Here is an 18,317-nt window from a genome sequence, read left to right on the forward strand (position 1 = left end):
CCGGTTTTTGGCCGGAATGGGCGCTGTACCTTGCCGGCCCGATAGTTAAGATCGCCCCATCGGTTTTCTTGATGTGAGGTCGCCATGCGCTTTAGTGATTTGCTCGACGCTGCCCGTACCAACCCGTTGGATGTCACCATACCCGCCGAGTGGGCCCAGGGCCGTGCGAGCTTTGGTGGCCTGGTTGCCGCGCTGCAATACGAAGCGTTGCGCGCCAAAGTGTCGGCAGATCGCCCTTTGCGCTCATTGGCCATCACCTTTGTCGGCCCGGTTGCGCCGGATGTGCCGGCCAGTTACCAAGTCGAAGTGCTGCGCGAAGGCAAGGCCGTCAGCCAGTTGCTTGGCCGCGTGACGCAGAACGGTGAAGTGGCGACGCTGGTACAGGCCAGTTTCGGCGCGCCGCGTGAGTCAGTGATTGAGGTCGCGAGCGAGGCGCCGCCTACGTTCAAACATTGGGAGGAATGCCAGGAGTTGCCTTATATCAAGGGCGTTACCCCCGAGTTCATGCGCCATCTGGCGATGCGCTGGAGTGTCGGCGGCTTGCCGTTCACTGGCAATAAATCCCGCGACATGGGCGGTTGGGTACGCCTGCGTGGGGACGTGAAGGAAGAACCGCTGACCGAGGCGCACATCCTCGCTTTGGTCGACGCCTGGCCCCCGGCCTTGCTGCCGCACCTGACCAAACCGGCTCCGGGCAGCACGCTGACCTGGACCATCGAATTTATCCAGCCACTGCAAGACCTGACCACCCTCGACTGGTGCCAGTACTGCGTCAACATCGAACACGCCCGCGACGGCTACGGCCACGCCGCCGCCGCACTGTGGAGCCCGAGCGGCGAGCTGATCGCCATTAGCCGGCAGACCGTAGTGGTCTTCGCCTGAGATTCAGAACCGCTGGCTGCCCTGAGCTTCCAGCGTGCGCCCATAGCGCTGAAGCGCCACGCCCGCCAACACACCGATTACGCCGACGGCAAAACTGGCCAGGCTGAGGCTGAACACCCCAGACGCGATCAACAGAAACCCGATGATCAGCAGGGGTACGGCAATCAACTGCAGCCCCAAGTTGGTCGGGTGCTGATGGTTTTGTGGGTAATTACGCCATTGCCAGGCGGGGAGATTGGGGTGACGTTTGCCCATGATCGTGAATCCTCTGTCCGTTGAAATAGCTTGGGCAGAGTTTAGGTTTGAGGGGCGCGGGGTGGCGAATTGGGGTTGGCTATGGGGGCTATAGTGGCTGTCTACTCTGTTTACATCATCATGATCCAATGCGCGCGGATCAATCAGATTACGCGCACCTTGTAGTGCGTTTTTTGCCCCCCGATCCCATCTATCCTTCCGAATTTATGCGATGCTCCAACCCAGCTATCACCGACTGATAAGACGCATACAACGCCTTGACGTGTTCTATGGAAACGTTGGGATAAAAGGTGATGTGGTACTGCTGGTCACGGCCACATTCTTTGACTTCAAGAATGCCGCAGCGGCCAATGGTGTGGTGGATAGGTTCCCCAACCGGGCGGCCATTCGCTGCAATGGCTTGCAGCATCACCGGCGTGTTGCCAATGGGCACGAACTGCGCACTTTCGAACATGTGCCCCGGGTCAACGAACCCAGGGCCTTGCACGTGGCAACTGTGCGATTTGGCGCTTTGGAAGAGAGCGGTGCTACCAGTGCGACGTCTTCGCCAACCTTGAACACCTGCTCCACTTCCAGAGCCTAAGCGCTCCAGAAGCTTTCGGCCCAGTCGTCAAAGGTGTTCAGGCAGTTGCGAAAGTCACGCAAAACGCCTTCAACATCCGGCGTTTTTGCATCCATGGGGGCCAGGACAAACCTGGCAATCACCGGGATCAAACGGCACCCCATAGGGCCAGGCATTAACGGAGAAGTACATCGGCGGTCCCTCGCACTGAACAGTCAGGCGAGAGACTTTGAAGGGGTTTGTCAGGTAAATATGTCGGCGTTATTCGCCAGGATGACTAGTACGTTTCGCTAAGATCTCGAGTAACGCAGGGCGATCGTAGGAGTGGGATTACAGGTTGAGAAACCCTACAGCTTCAACTGCCCAATCGCCTTACTCAACTCCCCAGCCAAGGTCGCCAGCTCATTGCTGGTAGTGGCCGAATCCACGGTCTGCTGCACCGTGTTCTCGGTCACATCACGAATGCTCACCACCGCGCGGTTCATCTCTTCGGCGACATGGCTTTGCTGTTCGGCCGCCACGGCGATTTGGGTGTTGCTCTCGCGCATCTGCGCCACGGCGCCGGTGATCTCGGCGAGGGCCGCGCCGGCTTCCTGGGCTTGCTGTACGCAGTCGTCGGCTTTGAAGGAGCTTTCCTGCATGAAGTCCACCGCGTCACGGGTGCCGGCCTGAAGGGCTGAGACCATGCGGGTGATTTCGTCGGTGGAGTTTTGCACGCGTTTGGCCAGGTTGCGTACTTCGTCGGCGACCACGGCAAAACCACGACCCATTTCGCCGGCGCGGGCGGCTTCGATGGCGGCGTTGAGGGCAAGCAGGTTGGTCTGTTCGGCGATGCTGTGGATCACGCTGACCACGCCGTTGATTTTCTGACTGTCGTCAGCAAGTTTCTGGATCATCTCGGCGGTCTGTTGCACGCCGCTGGACAGGCCGGCAATCGAGCGCTGTACCCGGCCGACCACTTCCTGGCCGCTGCCGGCGAGGGTGTCGGCGGTCTGGGACAGGTCGCGAGTGGCGCCGGCGTGCTGGGCGATGTGGTAGACGGTGGCGGTCATCTCGTTGATCGCGGTGGCGGCCTGGTCGGTTTCGCTTTGCTGACCGAGCATGCCGTGTTGCACTTCGTTCATGCTGCTGGCCAGGCGCGCGGCGCCATCGTCCAGTTGCTGGGCGGTGCGCGCCACCGTGCTGACCACCCGTTGGTAGCCGGCTTGCATGGCGTTGAAGGCACTGGCCATCTGGCCGACTTCATCCTTGCAGGCCAGCGGCACGCGGGCCGACAGGTCGCCGGTCTTCTCCACGTGCAGCATGACGTCCTTGAGGGTGTTGAGTTGGCTGAGCAGGAAGCGGATCAGCAACTGCGAGGCACCGAGCATCGCCAGCATCAGGATCAGAACCGCCACGGCGTAATTGGCAAAGCGTTCGCCGAATACCTGGCTCAGGCTGTGCCCGTAGGCCAGTACGGCGATCTGTTGACCGTCGGCGCGCGCGATCACGTCGGCACCAATCAGCGGGTTTTCACCGAACAACGGCATGTGATTGAGCTCAATCCAACCGCTGGTGTTGCTTAGGGCCGACAGATCCTGATCGGCCATCTGTGGGGCTTGGCCGCGCGCAAACGTCAGCCATTGCTCGCTCTTGGGCAACGGTTTGTCGGCCGGCCAAGCACCGAGCAAGCGCGCCTGTGCCTGCGCCGATGCCTGGGAAGCATCGCTGCGTGCCTGTTGTTCCAGCTGCACGGCGTAAAGTACCAGCACAAGAGTGGTGATGAACGCGACCGCGTTGACGGCCCAGAATTTGTATTTCAACGAGATATTGCTAAGCCAGGCACCCATGGAAGGTTTTCTCTGATAGCGGAAACAGCATTGGCAAGGTGCCATTATTGTGCCGCTACTCAGGAAACCGGTTTTGACATGGGTCAATGCGCCGCATCAATCCACTTGAGGTAAACCAAAAAAGGCGCGGGCGCAGGCGGTGCTGTGTGCGGCCAGGTCTTGCAGCGTTTCGTTGCGGTGCAAGGCAACTTCGCGCAGCACTTCCGGCAGGTAGGCGGGTTCATTACGGCCATTTTTCGGCTTTGGTCGCAGGGTACGCGGTAGCAGGTAGGGCGCATCGCTTTCCAGCATCAGACGCCCGCGAGGGATTTCCCTGACCAGCGGATGCAGGTGAGTCCCTCGGCGTTCATCGCAGATCCAACCGGTGATGCCGATATGCAGGTCGAGGTCGAGGTAGCTGAACAGCGCTTGCTGTTCGCCGGTAAAGCAATGCACCACGGCGGCGGTCAGGTGGTCGCGGTAGTCGTTGAGGATCTCCAGCAGGCGCTGGTTGGCGTCGCGCTCGTGGAGAAACACCGGCAGTTTCAACTCAACGGCCAACGCCAGATGTTCTTCGAGGACTTTTTCCTGCTGTGGGCGCGGGGAAAAATCCCGGTTGAAATCCAGCCCGCATTCGCCCACCGCACGCACGCGGCTTTCGTTGAGCAAACCCCGTAATTGCCGTGCGCTTTCGCCGTTCCAGTCGCTGGCCGAATGGGGATGAAGGCCCGCAGTGCTGAAGAGGCGCTGGCCGCTGTTATCGAGTTTTACACAGAGCTCCAGCGCCTGTTCGCTGCCCTCGACGCTGGTGCCGGTGAGTACCAATTGCTGCACGCCGGCGGCATAGGCACGGTCGAGAACGGCCTGGTGCCTCTCGTCGAAACTGGGGTTGGTCAGGTTGACGCCGATATCAATGAGTTGCATGGTGCTATCTCCGCCTGCGGCCGGAAAGCATATCAGAGCTGTAGATTTATAAGAAAAACGAAGAACTACAACGAGTTATAGCTGTCTTTGAACGTCGCAAGTGACATAGTGGTTGGCCATACGCTTTCCATCGTGCCACCGTTGCGCGCTTTGCCAGCGCATAAAGCGCTCTGTTTCTGACTCCCAGTCCCGCGTCTTTCACGATGGCACTGGTCAGTATTCTTTCCGGAGAGCGGATGATCCGACCCTCGGCGTTGCTTATGTTGTGCCTGACGTTACTGCTGCCCATGGCAGCGGTCGCACGTCTGGACGGGCCGCTGGAAGTGACCAAGCCCGGCAAGGTTCGTGACCTGGCGCAGATTCGCTCCAGCCGCACCTTACGTGTGCTGGTCAATCAAAGCCGTAACAGCTCCGGTGAGGTGCAGGGCCAGGCCATCGGCGTTGAGTACCACCGCCTGCGCGCCTTTGAGCAATACCTCAATGGTCACGCCCGTGACGGTGAGGAAATCAACCTCAAGATTATTCCCAAGGCCAAGGACCAACTGCTCGGCGCGTTGGCGCGTGGCGAAGGCGACGTGGTCGCCCCCGGTGAGTTGCTGGACGTAAAGGCCGCGCACAAGATCAGCACCAGTGACCCAATAGCCAGTGATGTGCGGCTTTGGCTGGTGGGCGTCAAGGGCGAGCGGCGCTTTACCAAGCTGGAGCAACTCTCCGGGCGCACGCTGGCGTTGACCACCGGCAGTGCGGCGGCGGATGCGATAAACCAGGTCAACCAGCAACTGGCTTTGCACAAGCGGCCGCCGGTGAAGGTGGAATGGGTCGATCCGACGTTGGCCGTGGAAGATGTGCTGGAGATGGTTCAAGCTGGGATCTTTCACCTCACCATCGTCGAGAAACCGATTGCCGAGCGCTGGTCGAAAATCCTGCCCAGGTTGCGTTTTGATCGGCAGGTGGCGATCAGTGAGCCAGGCGATGAGTACTGGTTCGTGCGCCAGGACGCCTCGATGCTACGGGCCAGTATTGATCGTTTTCTCAAGACGTATCACACGCCCGCCGATCAGGACGTGGCATTCCAGCGTATCTACCGACGCCTCTATCAGGTCCGCAACCCGCTGGCACGTGCCGACCGCCAGCGCCTGGAAAAACTGCGCCCGGTCTTGCAAAAGCACGCCCGCGAGCAAGGCATGGACTGGTTGAACCTGGCGGCGCTGGCGTTCAAGGAGTCAGCGCTTGACCCCGGCGTGCGCAACAGCGGCGGCCCTACGGGGCTGATGCAGATCACGCCATCCGCGGCGCAGCGTGTGGGTGTCAACAATATCGAGAACCTCGACAGTAATGTGCAGGCAGGCGCCCGCTACCTGGCGATGATCCGGCGCAAATTTTTCGCCAGCCCCAAACTCAACGAGCGTGAACGCATGGCCTTCGTGCTTGCGGCTTACAACATGGGGCCGGAGCGGGTGCAAGGTATGCGCGCAGAGGCTCGTCGTCGGGGGCTCAACCCCAATCAGTGGTTCTTCCAGGTTGAACGTATTGCCATGGAGCAGGTGGGAATGGGCGGGGTCAGCTATGTTAATAGCGTGAACAAGTACTACTTGGCATTCGATCGGGAGCGAGCGTCGCTGGAGCCGGTAACGGCAAAAATCGCGTCACGCAAATAATCGGTTTTATCGATAATAATTAGGCATTTTTTGCGCTTTTATCATTGTCTTATCCGATTAATATAGCGGCCAACCCACCCCTACTTTGAAAAGGATTAGCAGCATGAGCCCACTGATCAACCGAGTCCTGTCCACCCGCGCCGGTTACGGTCTGACTGTCCTGCGAATTTTTGTCGGCATCATCTTCGCTGCCCACGGTTCGCAAAAACTCTTTGGCTGGTTTGGCGGCTACGGTCTGGCGGGTACTGCGCAGTACATGGAGAGCCTCGGCCTGACGCCGGGCACGCTGATGGCGGTGCTGTCAGGCGGTACGGAATTCTTCGCCGGCCTGGCACTGATCATCGGTTTGCTGGCGCGTCCGGCCGCATTGGGGCTGACCTTCCTGTCGCTGGTGGCAATCTTCTCGGTGCATATCCATAACGGTCTTTTCATGGCCAACAACGGTTATGAATTCGCACTGGCCTTGCTTGGCGGCTCGCTGGCGGTAATGTTGGAAGGGGCGGGCAAACTGTCTGTCGACGGTGCCATCGCCCGCTGATACGCAGATAAAACTCAGAAGAAGCCCGCCATGAGCGGGCTTTTTCGTTGCTCGGGATTCTTGACACTGCCCCACCGGCTTCTCTAGGATGCTGCTCATGCGCCGATTTAAACAGCTAATTGCGGGGCGCCACTGGGTCTCAATGCAGCCCGACAGACGCGTGTACTCATCAGAGTCGGGCTTCGAAATACCGCTAAAGCGCTGGTTCGGTGTTGCCTCTCACCTGCCCGCAGACTTTTGAGGCAGAGACACGACACGATGAATGCACTACGCCCCCTCATATGCCTGGCCCCGATCACTGCGGACCTGACTCAACGCAATCCAAAAATTCTTCTGGGCGGCAAGCACCAACCGACGCTGTTGCGTTACCTGGACGGTTGGCCACGTCGCACCGGGCGGCCTTCGGCGTTCCTGATCCAATTTGTCGAAGATGGCGAATCCCTGGCCCGCTTTGCCAGTAACAGCTTTGATCTGGCAGTTATCCAGGCGCCCAGTGCGGGCGACGCCGATGAGGTGATCCGCCAACTGACGCGTATTGCCCGGCAAGGGTTGATTGCTCGCCGTTGACCTATTGTTGTTAATTAATCAGCGAAGTGAGGCGCTGGTGGGTGATCGACGTCGGCACTGGTACAGGAAAACTGCCCAGGCGATCAGGCATAACAGCAGCGGCACCGCAGCAATAATGAGCAGCTTGAGGTGGCGTTCCGCTTGATGCACCTGCTTGTAAGCCTCGACTTTGAGTGCATGCAGCTCCATGGGCAGTCGCAGACGTTCCTTGTTGAGCGCTTGCAACTGGGTATTGCTATCCACCGTATGGGTACCGAAGCTTGAGTTCGGCGGATTCAATCGCTGCCACTCCTGTTCCGTTCGCTCAAGCCTTCGTTCAAGTTCAGCGGACTTTTGCGTGTAGGTCTGTTCTGCTGTCTCGCGCATGTACTCCAGCGGGTTCATCGGTTGACCGCCGATCGCACGGGGTCGAATGCTCGCGAGAACATCAGGGACCGCCAGGTTCTCCAGGGTATTCAACACAAACGGCAGGTTGCTGTTGGACGCAGAATTGATGACGGTGTCCATCAGTAAGTCGGTGTCGGCGACCACGACCACCTGGATATTTGCAGCCTTTTGCAAACCGACTGTTTGCCCTTTCATGCCGTCGGGAAATGCCGAATAGGCCGGCCCATCAACGCGAGCGGCGATCACCTGGCGTTGCCCGTGAGTGGACGTTTCGTCGATCAGTGAATCAAACGCGGTCGCGGCTGCAAAGCGCTGGCTGGCCAATAGCGCAGACTGCCTGGAGCTTTGCAGCAGCGGGGTGAGCGTCGTACGACTTTTTCTTACCCGCGAAAGTGCGCCGCTGCTCGAGACGATTACTGAGTTCAGTTTCCAGGCGCTGATGTCATTCTCCGTCATTGCCTGCCGTGGCAGGTTTAAGCGGGCCGGATGCAGTACGGTCGGCTCCCCTGGGCCGAACGACGCCGATGAGGCGTAGAGATTATCGACCAGTAGTTTGTCCGTCGGCATCTGTATGCCCCATGCGGTCAGCAGCTCCTCCAGCTTCGGGTCTTGCGGCGCAGCGCTCGTATCCATCTCGCTCATGGGGTCGATAAACATCATCAGCTTGGCGCCGCCCAATACAAACTGTTCAACCGCGTACAGGGTGGCCTCGGGCAACGCGCGAGGATGCACCACCATCAGTGTTCCGATCGATTGAGGGATGTGTTCGGTGTCTGGTGCCAGTTCAATAAGGTTGAAATGCCGCTGCATTTGCTCCAACACCTGCCCGGCAGGCTTATTCAATGTGAGCCCGGATAGAAGACCGACAGTGGCGCGCTCGGGGTGCATCAAGGTGTAGATCAGGTGGCTGATTTCATACTCAAGCAGTGGCTCATCGTCGAGGCGAAATACGTCGATACGTTGTGCAGCCTGGCCTGCACGGGCACCTATGAGGCCTAGAAATCCGTGCGTGTCGTCAAGACCGAATAAACCGGCTTTGTAGGCCTCTTCTGTATAAGGCGCTGGATCAACCACGTGCAGGTTAATCATGCCTTTGGCGGCTTTTTCGTACTCTTTCAGCAGGTCTTCCACACGCTCACCATAGCGTTTTAGTGCTTGGCTTTTCTTCGGGTCATTATTTGAGTTGAAGTAATACAGGTCCAGTGGATGCTCGAGTGTCGTGAGTAATTGCCGTGCCGGGGGCGATAACGTGTGAACTTTTTGTTGTGAAAAATCCCAGCGGATATCGGGGAGGTTATTTACCCAAGTCAGATTGAATGCCAGGAAAAGTAACAGTATGACCACGAGTGTCATACCCGTACGAAGGACGGATCGCATACGTTGCTTCCTTCTCAACTGTTTTTGTAATTGAGGATAACGGTCGTTGCCGACAGAAAGGCAAAGATGATGCTAATAAAAAACAGGCTGTCGTGCAGTGTCAGTTTACCGTTGTCGATAGTGCTGAAGCGCGAGATAGGGTTAAGCGCCATCAAACTGTCGATAACCCAGATAGGTGCCTGATGTTCAAGTGAGTCCAGAACTGACGAAAGTACGCTGGCGATAAACAGCAAGCCCAGCGTCAATAGAAAAATAACCACCCGGCGGTGCGTCAGGGCGCAAATGAAGCAGCCGACAGATAGATAGCTGCCCGCCAGCAACCCGCTGGCCAGCAACTGAGAAGTGATCACGAGATTGTCCGCAGGGCCCAAGTAGTTTGCGACAATTACTGTCGGAAAAGTCAAGACCAGCGCGATACCGCATACGACCCATGCGGCCAGGAATTTGCCGATGACACGTTCGAAAGTAGTTATAGGCAGCGTGTTCATGACGTCGCGTAGGCTTGCAGTACGCTCGTCCGACCACAGTTGCGTGGATAACGTTGGAATCAGCAGTAAGTAGAGCCAAGGATGCAATTGGAAAAAGGCCTGTAAGTTGCCGCTGTCGCGTTCCAGCCACTGGCTTGTATACACCCCAAGGGTGGCGCACAGCACCAGAAAAGCAGCAACACTCAGGTACGTGCCTGGTGTGCAGGCGTAACTGGTGAGCTGGCGTTTAAAAATGACGGGCAGCATTTTCAAATGGATACCTCTTGGCTCAGATGATGAACAACTTCGTTCAGTCGCCCAGGCTCCAGATTCAGTGAAGTTATGTTCCAGCCACGGCTGGCAATAAGTGCGTTTATTGCGGGATAAATGTTGTGCCCCGGCATGGCGAGAACCGTTACGGTGCCGGGGGCATGCCGGTCTTCTTCAATACCCGCAACGCCGGGTAATACGGCCAATGCAAGTAAATCCAGAGGTGTTTCTGCCGCCAGAGTGACGGCCCGGAAATGCCGGGAGTGGCGCTGTAAGTCGGGTAATGGGGTGTCAGCCATCAGGCGGCCGCCGGCGATAACCGCAGCGCGCGTACAAATACTGGACAGCTCATTGCAATGCCGGGACGCAATGATCACCGTCATTTCTTCGGTCAAGGAGTGGATAAGCGTCCTGAACTTTAATAATTGATTTGTCGCCAGCCCTTCAGTCGGTTCATCCAGCAGCAGCAGGCTGGGGGTATGCAAGATCGCCTGGGCGATAGCGACTTTGCGCTTCAAACCGAGGGACAGCGTATCGATGGGCGCGTTGAGCACACGTGACAATTCCAGGCGCATGGCTGCCCGATCTACTCGGCTGCGTTTTTCCGCTCCGCTGAAACCTCGAATGTCCGCCATGAAATTGAGCACGCCCTTGACGGACATCGTGTGATGGCTCAGGCCCCCTTGGAGTTGATAGCCGAGGGCTTTGCGCGCTTGAAGCGGATGGGTTTGGGTATCGAACCCTTGGATGTTGATATGCCCGCCAGAGGGCGTCACCAACCCGGCTATCAAATTCAGCAGTGTTGTTTTACCTGCGCCATCCTCTCCGAACAGGCCTATGCATTCCTGGCGTTGGGCGAAAAATGAGAGATCGGTGATGACTGTTCTTTTGCCCTGGTACTTTGTCAGGCTGCTTATCTCGAGCATTTTTTTACCGAATAAGTTTTGCAGAGCGTATGAAAATATGCCCGTCATGAACGGTTGAGTGCTGAAAGGTTACGTTCAATCATTTGAATTGGGAACGTGGGGACATGTTTATCAGATAGTTCCTACGTCAAGAGGCCTTACTTGCTGAAACAATTGCGTTGTTTCCGAGGCTTATTAATGGTCGGGTGTTATCCGGTCTTTATGTAAGGTTTACTCTTTTGAATGAGGCCTGAATACCATGATGCTTTTACGCACGCTTGCTCTTGAACACAGCGCTCAGGATGCTCCGGTCAACGGTGCACTGCTCTGCGGGTTTGCTGTCGCGCAAACCGATTCCAACTTTCTTGTCTACAGCCTGGATGAGGAGACCGAGCCCGGTAACTCCAGGGTCTATATCGCCGCGTTACGCAAGAAGCTCGAACGGTATTTTCTGGGCAGTGTTGAATCCAAGGAAGACTTGCAAGTAGCCATGCAGGTCTTTAAGCAAATTCTGATGACAGCGGCGGCTTCCGGCACTAAGACCGGCGCAGTTATCGAGACGTCGATTCCCTTTCATTTCATTGATTTAAAAGGCTGCAAGTTGCCGCCCGCGAGGCCGGAGGATCATCATTCAATGATCATCAAGAAGGCCTTGGTGATGAAGGTAATCACCTTGGGCATGTCTGCGTCCGCATTGCCTGCTATAGAAAGTGCTTCGTTGATCGTGCCGTCCATTCGCTTCTCGTCGCAAACGGTCTCGCCGCCTAAAATCTCGAACCCGCTCCGGCCGGCCGAGCAGCCTGCTCGAGAGCCTATCGTTGAAGAACCGTCGGCCCCTTCCATTGCGATCGCGCAGACGGCGCAGATGGACGAGGTTGCGCAGGTGATGGAGCCGCAGGGCGAATTCAGCGCGCCGCCCGCTCAAGCTCAATTTGAGCCTGGTGAACCAAGTGAGCCCGTGCTGGCGAAGCGTCCCGCGCCGATGGAGCATGCATCGATGCTGGAAGTTGACAGCACACTGACCAGTCTCGCTAAGGTTGCCCAAGAGCTGACGCAACAAAAACGCGTGGTCATTGAGCGAGAAGAGGAGCTTGAGCAGTGGCAGGCTCGACTGCAGCAGGCTCAGGGTGAATTGGACCAGAAGAGCCGTGAGTTGGAGCAGCGCGATACGCAGTTGCATAATCATCGAATGGAGGTCAGCCAGAAGGCCGAAAAGTTGACGTCGGCGATGGCGCAGGTGTCGAGTATGCGCCAGCGCCTGCAAGGCATGCTCCTTGAGCTGGATCAGACCTTGGATGACCCGGCCTGAATCAATGTGTGCTGCGACCTGGCTACTTTCCTCGGTTCATTTATCATCAATCCTCGCCAGCCGACGCCAAGGCATGAAGCCGCGGCGTATCGGCACCATTGGACATTGCCTGGGGATGCAAGCGTTTGAGTACCAAGCTGATTACCAAAGAAGGTCATGAAGCGCTGAAAAAAGAGCTGGATTACCTGTGGCGTGAAAAACGTCCGGACACCACCCGCAAGGTGACCTGGGCGGCTTCCCTGGGGGATCGCAGCGAGAACGCGGATTACCAATACAACAAGAAGCTGCTGCGTGAGATTGATCGGCGGGTGCGCTATTTGCGCAAGCGTCTGGAAGACATGCGGGTAGTGGAGTACATGCCCGAGCAGGAAGGGAAGGTGTTCTTCGGCGCGTGGGTCGATATCGAAAACGAGCAGGGCGAAACCAAGCGTTTCCGTATCGTCGGCTATGACGAAATTTATGAGCGCATGGACTATATCTCCATCGATTCACCGATGGCGCGGGCTCTGCTGCGTAAAGAAGTTGACGATGAGGCCATCGTGCAGACCCCGACCGGCGAAGTGTGCTGGTGGATTACCGGTATCGAGTATGTGAAGTAGACGATGGCCGGCACGTTAACGCGAGCTGGCCATCGGTCGTTTCAGCCTTCGCGCAACACCGTCAACGGGCTGGCATTCAGCGCACGGCGCGTACCGAATACTCCGGCACCGCCGATCAGCACGGCACCGATCACCGGCAACAGCAATAGCCACGGGTGAGGGTGCCAGACCAGGTCAAACGCGTAGCGGTACAGCACCCATGTCACCAGTTCCGTGCCCAGTGCTGCCAGCAGGCCGCTGACCGCGCCCAGCAAGCCAAACTCGATGCGCCGCGCCTTGACCAGCAACTTGCGCTCCGCACCCAACGCCCGTAACAGCGCACCTTGGCGAATCCGTTCGTCCAGGGTGGCCTGCAAGCCGGAAAACAGCACCGCCATCCCCGCAGCCAACACGAACAACAACACGTATTCCACCGCCAGGGTCACTTGGGCGAGGATGCTGCGCAGTTGCTCCAGCAAGGCCTCGACCTGCAGGATCGTCACCGCCGGAAACGCTCGCGACAGGTCGACAATCTGCTGGTCATGGCCGGGCGCCAGGTAGAAGCTGGTCAGATAGGTCGCGGGCAGGTCTTTCAAGGTACCGGGTTGGAAGATCATGAAGAAGTTGGGCTGGAAGTTATCCCAGTTGATCGTCCGCAGGCTGGTGACGCGCGCTTCGCGGTTCTCTCCACCGACGGTGAACACCAGATGATCGTTGAGCTTGAGCTTCAAGCTTTCAGCGACTTTGGCTTCCACCGACACTCCCGGGATGTCATCGCTCGGTTGCTGCGACCACCACGAACCTGCGGTCAGCACATTACCCGGCGGCAGGTCGGCCGCCCAGGTCAGGCTCAAGTCACGCTGCACGGCACGGTCACCGCTGGAGTCTTTACTGACGATCTGCTGCACCGGCTCGCCATTGATGCTGATCAAGCGGCCCGGCACCACCGGGTACAGCGGCGCCGCTTGTGCTTGCACGTCCAGCAGGCGGGCGCCAAAGGCCTCCTTGTCGGCTGGCAGGATGTTCAGGGCGAAATAGTTGGGGGCGTCCTTGGGCAGCTGGTTTTGCCAGGTGTCGAGTAACTCGCCGCGCAGCAGGGCGATCAAACCCATGGACAGCAGGATCAAACCAAACGCCAGGGACTGCCCAGCCGCCGCCAGCGGATGACGCAGCAACTGGCCCAAGCCCAGGCGCCAGGGCAGGGTAGCGCGCGCCAATAAGCGCCGTAGGCTTTGCAGCAGCAACAGCAGCAAGCCGCCGAGGATCAGCGCAGCCACTACACCACCGCCCAGTAACGCGAAGGTCAGTACCAGATCGAGGCTCAGTCGCCACATGATCAGGCCGAGCGCGAACAGCGCAGCGCCGTAAACCATCCAGGTACTGGAAGGGATCGGTAGCAGGTCGCGACGCAATACGCGCAAAGGTGGCACGCGGCCCAGCGCCGCCAACGGCGGCAGGGCGAAGCCTGCAAGGGCGACCAGCCCGGTGCCGATGCCGGCCACCGCCGGCAGCAACCCACCGGGTGGCACGTCTGCCGGTAGCAGGTCATGCAGGAAATAGAACAGGCCAAATTGCGCCAGCCAGCCGAGCAGGGCGCCGGCCAGGCTTGCTACCAGGCCCAGCACGCTTAGTTGCAGGCTGAACAGCAACATCGCTTCGCGGCGTGACAAACCGAGGCAGCGAAGGAGTGCACTGGCGTCGAAACGGCGGCTGGCAAAGCGGTTGGCCGACAGTGCCACGGCCACCCCGGCCAGTAGCACTGCGACGAGGCTGGCCATGTTCAGGTAGCGTTCGGCCTTACCCAGGGCACCGCCGATTTGCTGGTTGCCGTCCCGCGAATCCTGCAAACGCTGGTTGGCGGCGAGGCCCGGTTTGACCAAGTCGCGATAGGTTTGCAGCGCCGTACTGCCTTGGGGCGCGCGCCACAGTTCGCGGTAGCTCACGCGGCTGCCGGGCTGAACCACGCCGGTAGCGTCCAGGTCCGCCAGGTTGATCATCACCCGTGGCGTGAGGCTGTAGAAGTTGCCAGCGCGGTCGGGCTCATACGTCAATATGCGTGTTAGATGCAGGGTCTTCATGCCGACATCAATGCTGTCGCCGAGCTTCAGGTTCAGCGCCGTCAGCAACCGTGCTTCTACCCAGGCTTCACCGGGCTTGGGGCCACCTCCGGGGGTTTGAGTACCGAAGGGCTCTGCGGCACTTTTCAGCTCGCCACGCAGCGGGTATTGCGCGTTGACCGCCTTGATACTGGAGAGTTGGATGCCGTTATCCGTGGCAATAACGCTGGAGAACTCGACGATGCGTGCGTGATCCAGGCCCAATTCGGTCCCGGATTTGATTTGCTCGGGCCGGGCGGGCGAGCTGCCTTCGAGTACCAGGTCGGCACCGAGAAACTCGGTGGCACGCAACAGCATGGCGCCGTTGAGGCGCGCGCCAAAGTAGCCGATGGCAGTGCTGGCTGCCACGGCCACCACCAGGGCGAAGAACAATACGCGCAACTCGCCGGCGCGGGCGTCGCGCAGCAGTTGACGCATGGCAAGGCTGAACAGGCGCAACAGCGGCAAACGTGCCATCAAGGCTCCAGGGGCGCGACCATCAGGCCAGCTTCAAGGCGGATCAGGCGTCGGCAACGGTGGGCCAGGCGCTCGTCATGGGTCACCAGCACCAGGGTCGTGCCGCTCTCTTTATTGAGTTCGAACAGCAGGTCGCTGATGCGCTCACCGGTGTGGCTGTCGAGGTTGCCGGTGGGTTCATCAGCGAACAGCACGTCCGGCTCGGCGGCAAATGCCCGGGCGATGGCGACCCGTTGTTGCTCACCACCGGACAGCTGGCGTGGCGAATGGGTCAGCCGTTCGCCCAGGCCCACGCGTTCCAGCAGGTGCCTGGCGCGCTCGCGGGCGTCTTTGCGGCCGTCCAACTCCAGCGGCAGCATGACGTTTTCCAGGGCGTTGAGGCTGTCGAGCAGTTGGAATGATTGAAAGACAAAGCCCACGTGCTCGGCGCGGATGCGCGCGCGCTGGTCTTCGTCGAGGGTGCTCAAGGCTTGCCCGGCGAGGGTGACTTCACCGCTGCTGGGCAGGTCGAGGCCCGCCAGCAGGCCGAGGAGGGTGGATTTGCCGGAACCGGAGCTGCCGACGATAGCCAGGCTATCGCCCTTGTTCAGTTCCAGGCTCAGTTCGTGCAGGATAGTCAGTTCACCTTCCGCGCTGGGAACCACTTTGCTAAGGTTTCGCGCGGTGAGAATGCTTGCGCCCATGGAGAATCCAATGCGAATGTGGTTTTTGAGTGCTGGCCTGGCCTTGATGTGCATGGCCCAGAACGCAGCGGCGGGTACAGTCCTGATCGTTGGCGATAGTATCAGTGCCGGTTTCGGACTGGATACCAGCAAAGGGTGGGTGGCGTTGTTGGGACAAAGGCTCAAGAGCGAAGGTTTCGACGATAAGGTGGTCAACGCTTCCATCAGCGGCGACACCAGTGCCGGAGGCCTGGCGCGGCTGCCGGCGGCGCTCGCAGAGCATAAGCCGGACCTGGTGATCATTGAGCTTGGCGGTAACGACGGCCTGCGCGGCCAGCCGCCAGCGCAATTGAAACAAAATCTTGCATCGATGATCGACCAGTCCAAGGCCGGTGGCGCCAAGGTGCTGTTGTTGGGCATGCAATTACCGCCCAATTACGGCCCGAAATACACCACCGCGTTTGCCGAGGTCTATGGGGCCCTGGCCAAGGAAAAAAGTGTCCCGCTGGTGCCGTTTTTCCTTGAAGGCGTGGGCGGCCATCCGGAGCTGATGCAGGCTGATCAACTGCATCCGGCAGTCGGCGCCCAGGGCAAGTTGCTGGAAAATGTCTGGCCGACGCTAAAACCGCTGCTATGACGCTTTTCTACCGGCAGGCTTTCGGCTAAGGTGGCGCCCCCCCGATCTGGAGCCCCCGATGTCGCGCCCTGCCTGGTCCCTGTTCAACTACCAACTGATCGAGCCTGACGAGCAGTTGGATCTGTTCGCCTGCCAGGAAGTCCGGGTGCATCTGGTCGCACGTCAACTGGAGCTGGGTGGCTCCATCGACCGTACGCTCTGCGGCACCTTGCTGCCCGCGCAACCACGCTGGTCGTCGGTGGATCGCTCGATCTTCCAGGACCAGCGGCTGTGCCCGCTGTGCCGGGCCATTCTTGAATCGCAAAAGCGCGGCACGCCGTTGATCTGGCCGGAACTGCGCTTCGAGTAGTCGCTGGGTGGGTGGGTGCTTGACGCTCGCTTCACGTATACAATCAGTTTTTTCCTACCCGTCGTTCTGCGAAGGATTTTCCGGATGTTGTCGCGCCTTTCCGTCGTTACCTGCTGGCTGTCGCTCGCTGCCCTCTGTGCAGCCGGGTCGGCATCAGCCTTGCAGTTGCCCCTGCCACCGCCGGGTGAAGACATCGTGGGTCAGGTCCAAGTGATCAAAGCCAAGTACGAAGACACCTTTGCTGACCTGGGCACCACTTATGACCTGGGCTATTCGGAGATGGTTGCGGCCAACCCGGGCGTTGATGCCTGGTTGCCCGGCGCAGGCACCGAAATTGTGCTGCCCACACGGTTTATCCTGCCTCCCGGCCCGCGCGAAGGCATTGTGATCAACCTGGCGGAATACCGGCTCTACTACTACCCAAAAGGCCAGAACGTGGTGTACACGTTCCCGTTGGGTATTGGCCGTGAAGGCTGGGGTTCACCGGTTGCGCACACCACCATCACCGGCAAGATTCCCAACCCGACCTGGACACCCCCCGCGTCGATCAAGGCCGAGCACGCCGCTAACGGCGATCCACTGCCTAACGTGGTGCCGGCCGGGCCGGACAACCCGCTGGGGCCGTTCAAGTTCACCTTGGGCACGCCGGGTTACTTGATCCACGGTTCCAACATGAAATTTGGTATCGGCACGCGTACAAGCCATGGTTGCTTCCGCATGTTCAACAACAATGTGCTGGAAATGGCCGACATGGTGCCGGTCGGCACGTCGGTGCGCATCATCAACGATGCCTACAAGTTCGGCAGCAGTGGCGGCAAGGTCTACCTCGAGGCGCATACGCCGCTCAACGACGACGGCACACCGTCAGTGGTCGACAAGCACACTGCGGTTATCAATGCCTTGCTCAAACGCGAAGACCTGGCCAACAACCTGCGGGTGAACTGGGATCAGGTGCGTGACGTGGTCGCGGCCGAAGATGGTCTGCCCACGCAGATTGGTGTGCCGGGTGGTAATGCACCGGTTGCGTCCAGTGCGCCGGTCGATCTGCAGCAATAAGCCTGTCACTCAAACGCCCGCTTCGGCCTTGCGCTGCGGCGGGCTTTTTATTGCCTGGTTTTCAGGACGCAATTGCAGGCAATAAAAAAGCCGACCCAAGAATGGATCGGCTTGATAACAACCCCGAGGGATTATTACTTGCGGCTTGCTTTTTCAAGCATGCGCAGAGCGCGCTCGTTAGCTTCATCAGCAGTCTGTTGTGCTTTTTGAGCAGCAGCCAGAGCTTCATCAGCTTTACGGTAGGCTTCGTCTGCACGAGCCTGGGAGCGAGCTGCTGCGTCTTCAGTTGCAGTCAGACGAGCTTCGGTTTCTTTGGAGACGCTGCTGCAACCGGTAGCCAGAACTGCGGCCAGAGCCAGAGCAGAGAATTTCAGAACGTTGTTCATCGTGTTCCCCTTCAAGGACTTTCTATTAAATGGCTACTTTCTCAGGGTGAGCTGATAGCCGGCGTACATACTACTCATTACTTGTAGTAAGTAAACTGACGTAGCGCAAGAAGCAAAAAAAATTCTTGTGCCGAATCTGTTTTGGCTAATATTTTGGAGGATTGTAT

17 protein-coding genes and 2 pseudogenes are annotated in these 18,317 nt (G+C 58.7%); 9 read left to right on the top strand and 10 right to left on the bottom strand.

Annotated elements, in window-relative coordinates; all coding sequences use genetic code 11:
* Nucleotides 1-84: 84 nt before the first annotated feature.
* Complete coding sequence (locus E0F99_RS14185; RefSeq protein WP_083359467.1) at nt 85-882, top strand: acyl-CoA thioesterase; 798 nt, start codon at nt 85-87, stop codon at nt 880-882.
* A gap of 6 nt (nt 883-888) precedes the next feature.
* Here the strand turns inward: E0F99_RS14185 and E0F99_RS14190 are convergent.
* The 4 genes and pseudogenes from E0F99_RS14190 to E0F99_RS14205 form a co-directional block, all read right to left on the bottom strand.
* A pseudogene (locus E0F99_RS14190) lies at nt 889-1,137 on the bottom strand (DUF962 domain-containing protein); the annotation flags it as partial.
* Nucleotides 1,138-1,333: 196 nt separating this feature from the next.
* A pseudogene (locus E0F99_RS14195) lies at nt 1,334-1,851 on the bottom strand (type IV secretion protein Rhs); the annotation flags it as partial.
* A gap of 195 nt (nt 1,852-2,046) precedes the next feature.
* Nucleotides 2,047-3,528, bottom strand: a complete 1,482-nt coding sequence (locus tag E0F99_RS14200; RefSeq protein ID WP_083359464.1) for a methyl-accepting chemotaxis protein — start codon at nt 3,526-3,528, stop codon at nt 2,047-2,049.
* A gap of 96 nt (nt 3,529-3,624) precedes the next feature.
* Entirely contained in the window at nt 3,625-4,431 is an 807-nt protein-coding gene (locus E0F99_RS14205; protein ID WP_083359463.1) for a TatD family hydrolase, read from the bottom strand.
* 236 nt (nt 4,432-4,667) lie between these two features.
* On the opposite strand from E0F99_RS14205, the gene E0F99_RS14210 reads away from it, so the two are divergent.
* The 3 genes from E0F99_RS14210 (at nt 4,668) to E0F99_RS14220 (ending at nt 7,194) form a co-directional block, all read left to right on the top strand.
* The gene (locus E0F99_RS14210) at nt 4,668-6,089 is read left to right on the top strand and encodes an MltF family protein (RefSeq protein WP_083359462.1); all 1,422 of its coding nucleotides are present in this window, start codon (nt 4,668-4,670) and stop codon (nt 6,087-6,089) included.
* A gap of 103 nt (nt 6,090-6,192) precedes the next feature.
* The gene (locus tag E0F99_RS14215; RefSeq protein WP_083359461.1) at nt 6,193-6,627 is read left to right on the top strand and encodes a DoxX family protein; all 435 of its coding nucleotides are present in this window, start codon (nt 6,193-6,195) and stop codon (nt 6,625-6,627) included.
* A 258-nt stretch (nt 6,628-6,885) separates the two neighbouring features.
* Nucleotides 6,886-7,194 carry a hypothetical protein gene (locus E0F99_RS14220; protein WP_083359460.1) on the top strand — a complete coding sequence of 103 codons (309 nt, stop codon included), beginning with the start codon at nt 6,886-6,888 and terminating at the stop codon, nt 7,192-7,194.
* A gap of 18 nt (nt 7,195-7,212) precedes the next feature.
* Here E0F99_RS14220 and E0F99_RS14225 read toward each other — a convergent pair whose 3' ends face one another.
* The 3 genes from E0F99_RS14225 to E0F99_RS14235 are packed head-to-tail and all read right to left on the bottom strand — an operon-like array spanning nt 7,213 to nt 10,621.
* Complete coding sequence (locus E0F99_RS14225) at nt 7,213-8,958, bottom strand: Gldg family protein (protein WP_083359459.1); 1,746 nt, start codon at nt 8,956-8,958, stop codon at nt 7,213-7,215.
* A gap of 14 nt (nt 8,959-8,972) precedes the next feature.
* Nucleotides 8,973-9,698 (bottom strand): ABC-2 transporter permease, encoded by a 726-nt coding sequence (locus tag E0F99_RS14230; RefSeq protein ID WP_083359458.1) that lies wholly within the window; start codon nt 9,696-9,698, stop codon nt 8,973-8,975.
* Nucleotides 9,695-10,621 (bottom strand): ABC transporter ATP-binding protein, encoded by a 927-nt coding sequence (locus E0F99_RS14235; RefSeq protein WP_083360480.1) that lies wholly within the window; start codon nt 10,619-10,621, stop codon nt 9,695-9,697. The genes E0F99_RS14230 and E0F99_RS14235 overlap by 4 nt, the downstream gene beginning before the upstream one ends.
* A 238-nt stretch (nt 10,622-10,859) precedes the next feature.
* Here E0F99_RS14235 and E0F99_RS14240 point away from each other — a divergent pair, with 238 nt between their 5' ends.
* Both E0F99_RS14240 and greB read left to right on the top strand, forming a co-directional pair.
* Entirely contained in the window at nt 10,860-11,909 is a 1,050-nt protein-coding gene (locus tag E0F99_RS14240) for a hypothetical protein (RefSeq protein WP_083359457.1), read from the top strand.
* A 125-nt stretch (nt 11,910-12,034) separates the two neighbouring features.
* Complete coding sequence (greB, locus tag E0F99_RS14245) at nt 12,035-12,508, top strand: transcription elongation factor GreB (RefSeq protein WP_083360479.1); 474 nt, start codon at nt 12,035-12,037, stop codon at nt 12,506-12,508.
* Nucleotides 12,509-12,549: 41 nt separating this feature from the next.
* On the opposite strand, the gene E0F99_RS14250 is transcribed toward greB, so the two are convergent.
* Together E0F99_RS14250 and E0F99_RS14255 are read right to left on the bottom strand one after the other, a co-directional pair.
* Nucleotides 12,550-15,060: an ABC transporter permease gene (locus E0F99_RS14250; protein WP_083359456.1), complete on the bottom strand. Its 2,511-nt coding sequence runs from the start codon at nt 15,058-15,060 to the stop codon at nt 12,550-12,552.
* Entirely contained in the window at nt 15,060-15,743 is a 684-nt protein-coding gene (locus E0F99_RS14255) for an ABC transporter ATP-binding protein (protein ID WP_083359455.1), read from the bottom strand. The genes E0F99_RS14250 and E0F99_RS14255 overlap by 1 nt, the downstream gene beginning before the upstream one ends.
* Nucleotides 15,744-15,753: 10 nt before the next feature.
* Between E0F99_RS14255 and E0F99_RS14260 the strand changes: the two genes are divergently transcribed.
* From E0F99_RS14260 to E0F99_RS14270, 3 genes are all read left to right on the top strand, one after another.
* Nucleotides 15,754-16,359 (top strand): arylesterase, encoded by a 606-nt coding sequence (locus tag E0F99_RS14260; protein WP_083359454.1) that lies wholly within the window; start codon nt 15,754-15,756, stop codon nt 16,357-16,359.
* A 58-nt stretch (nt 16,360-16,417) separates the two neighbouring features.
* Nucleotides 16,418-16,708 (top strand): hypothetical protein, encoded by a 291-nt coding sequence (locus E0F99_RS14265; protein WP_058414681.1) that lies wholly within the window; start codon nt 16,418-16,420, stop codon nt 16,706-16,708.
* A gap of 84 nt (nt 16,709-16,792) precedes the next feature.
* Nucleotides 16,793-17,764, top strand: a complete 972-nt coding sequence (locus E0F99_RS14270) for a L,D-transpeptidase family protein (RefSeq protein WP_083359453.1) — start codon at nt 16,793-16,795, stop codon at nt 17,762-17,764.
* A gap of 134 nt (nt 17,765-17,898) precedes the next feature.
* On the opposite strand, the gene oprI is transcribed toward E0F99_RS14270, so the two are convergent.
* A complete protein-coding gene (oprI, locus tag E0F99_RS14275; protein ID WP_003172710.1) occupies nt 17,899-18,150 on the bottom strand; it encodes an outer membrane lipoprotei OprI in 252 nt (83 codons plus the stop codon).
* Nucleotides 18,151-18,317: the final 167 nt, after the last annotated feature.

Origin of the sequence: Pseudomonas antarctica (assembly GCF_900624995.1) — a bacterium.
Taxonomy (GTDB): Bacteria; Pseudomonadota; Gammaproteobacteria; order Pseudomonadales; family Pseudomonadaceae; genus Aquipseudomonas; species Aquipseudomonas antarctica.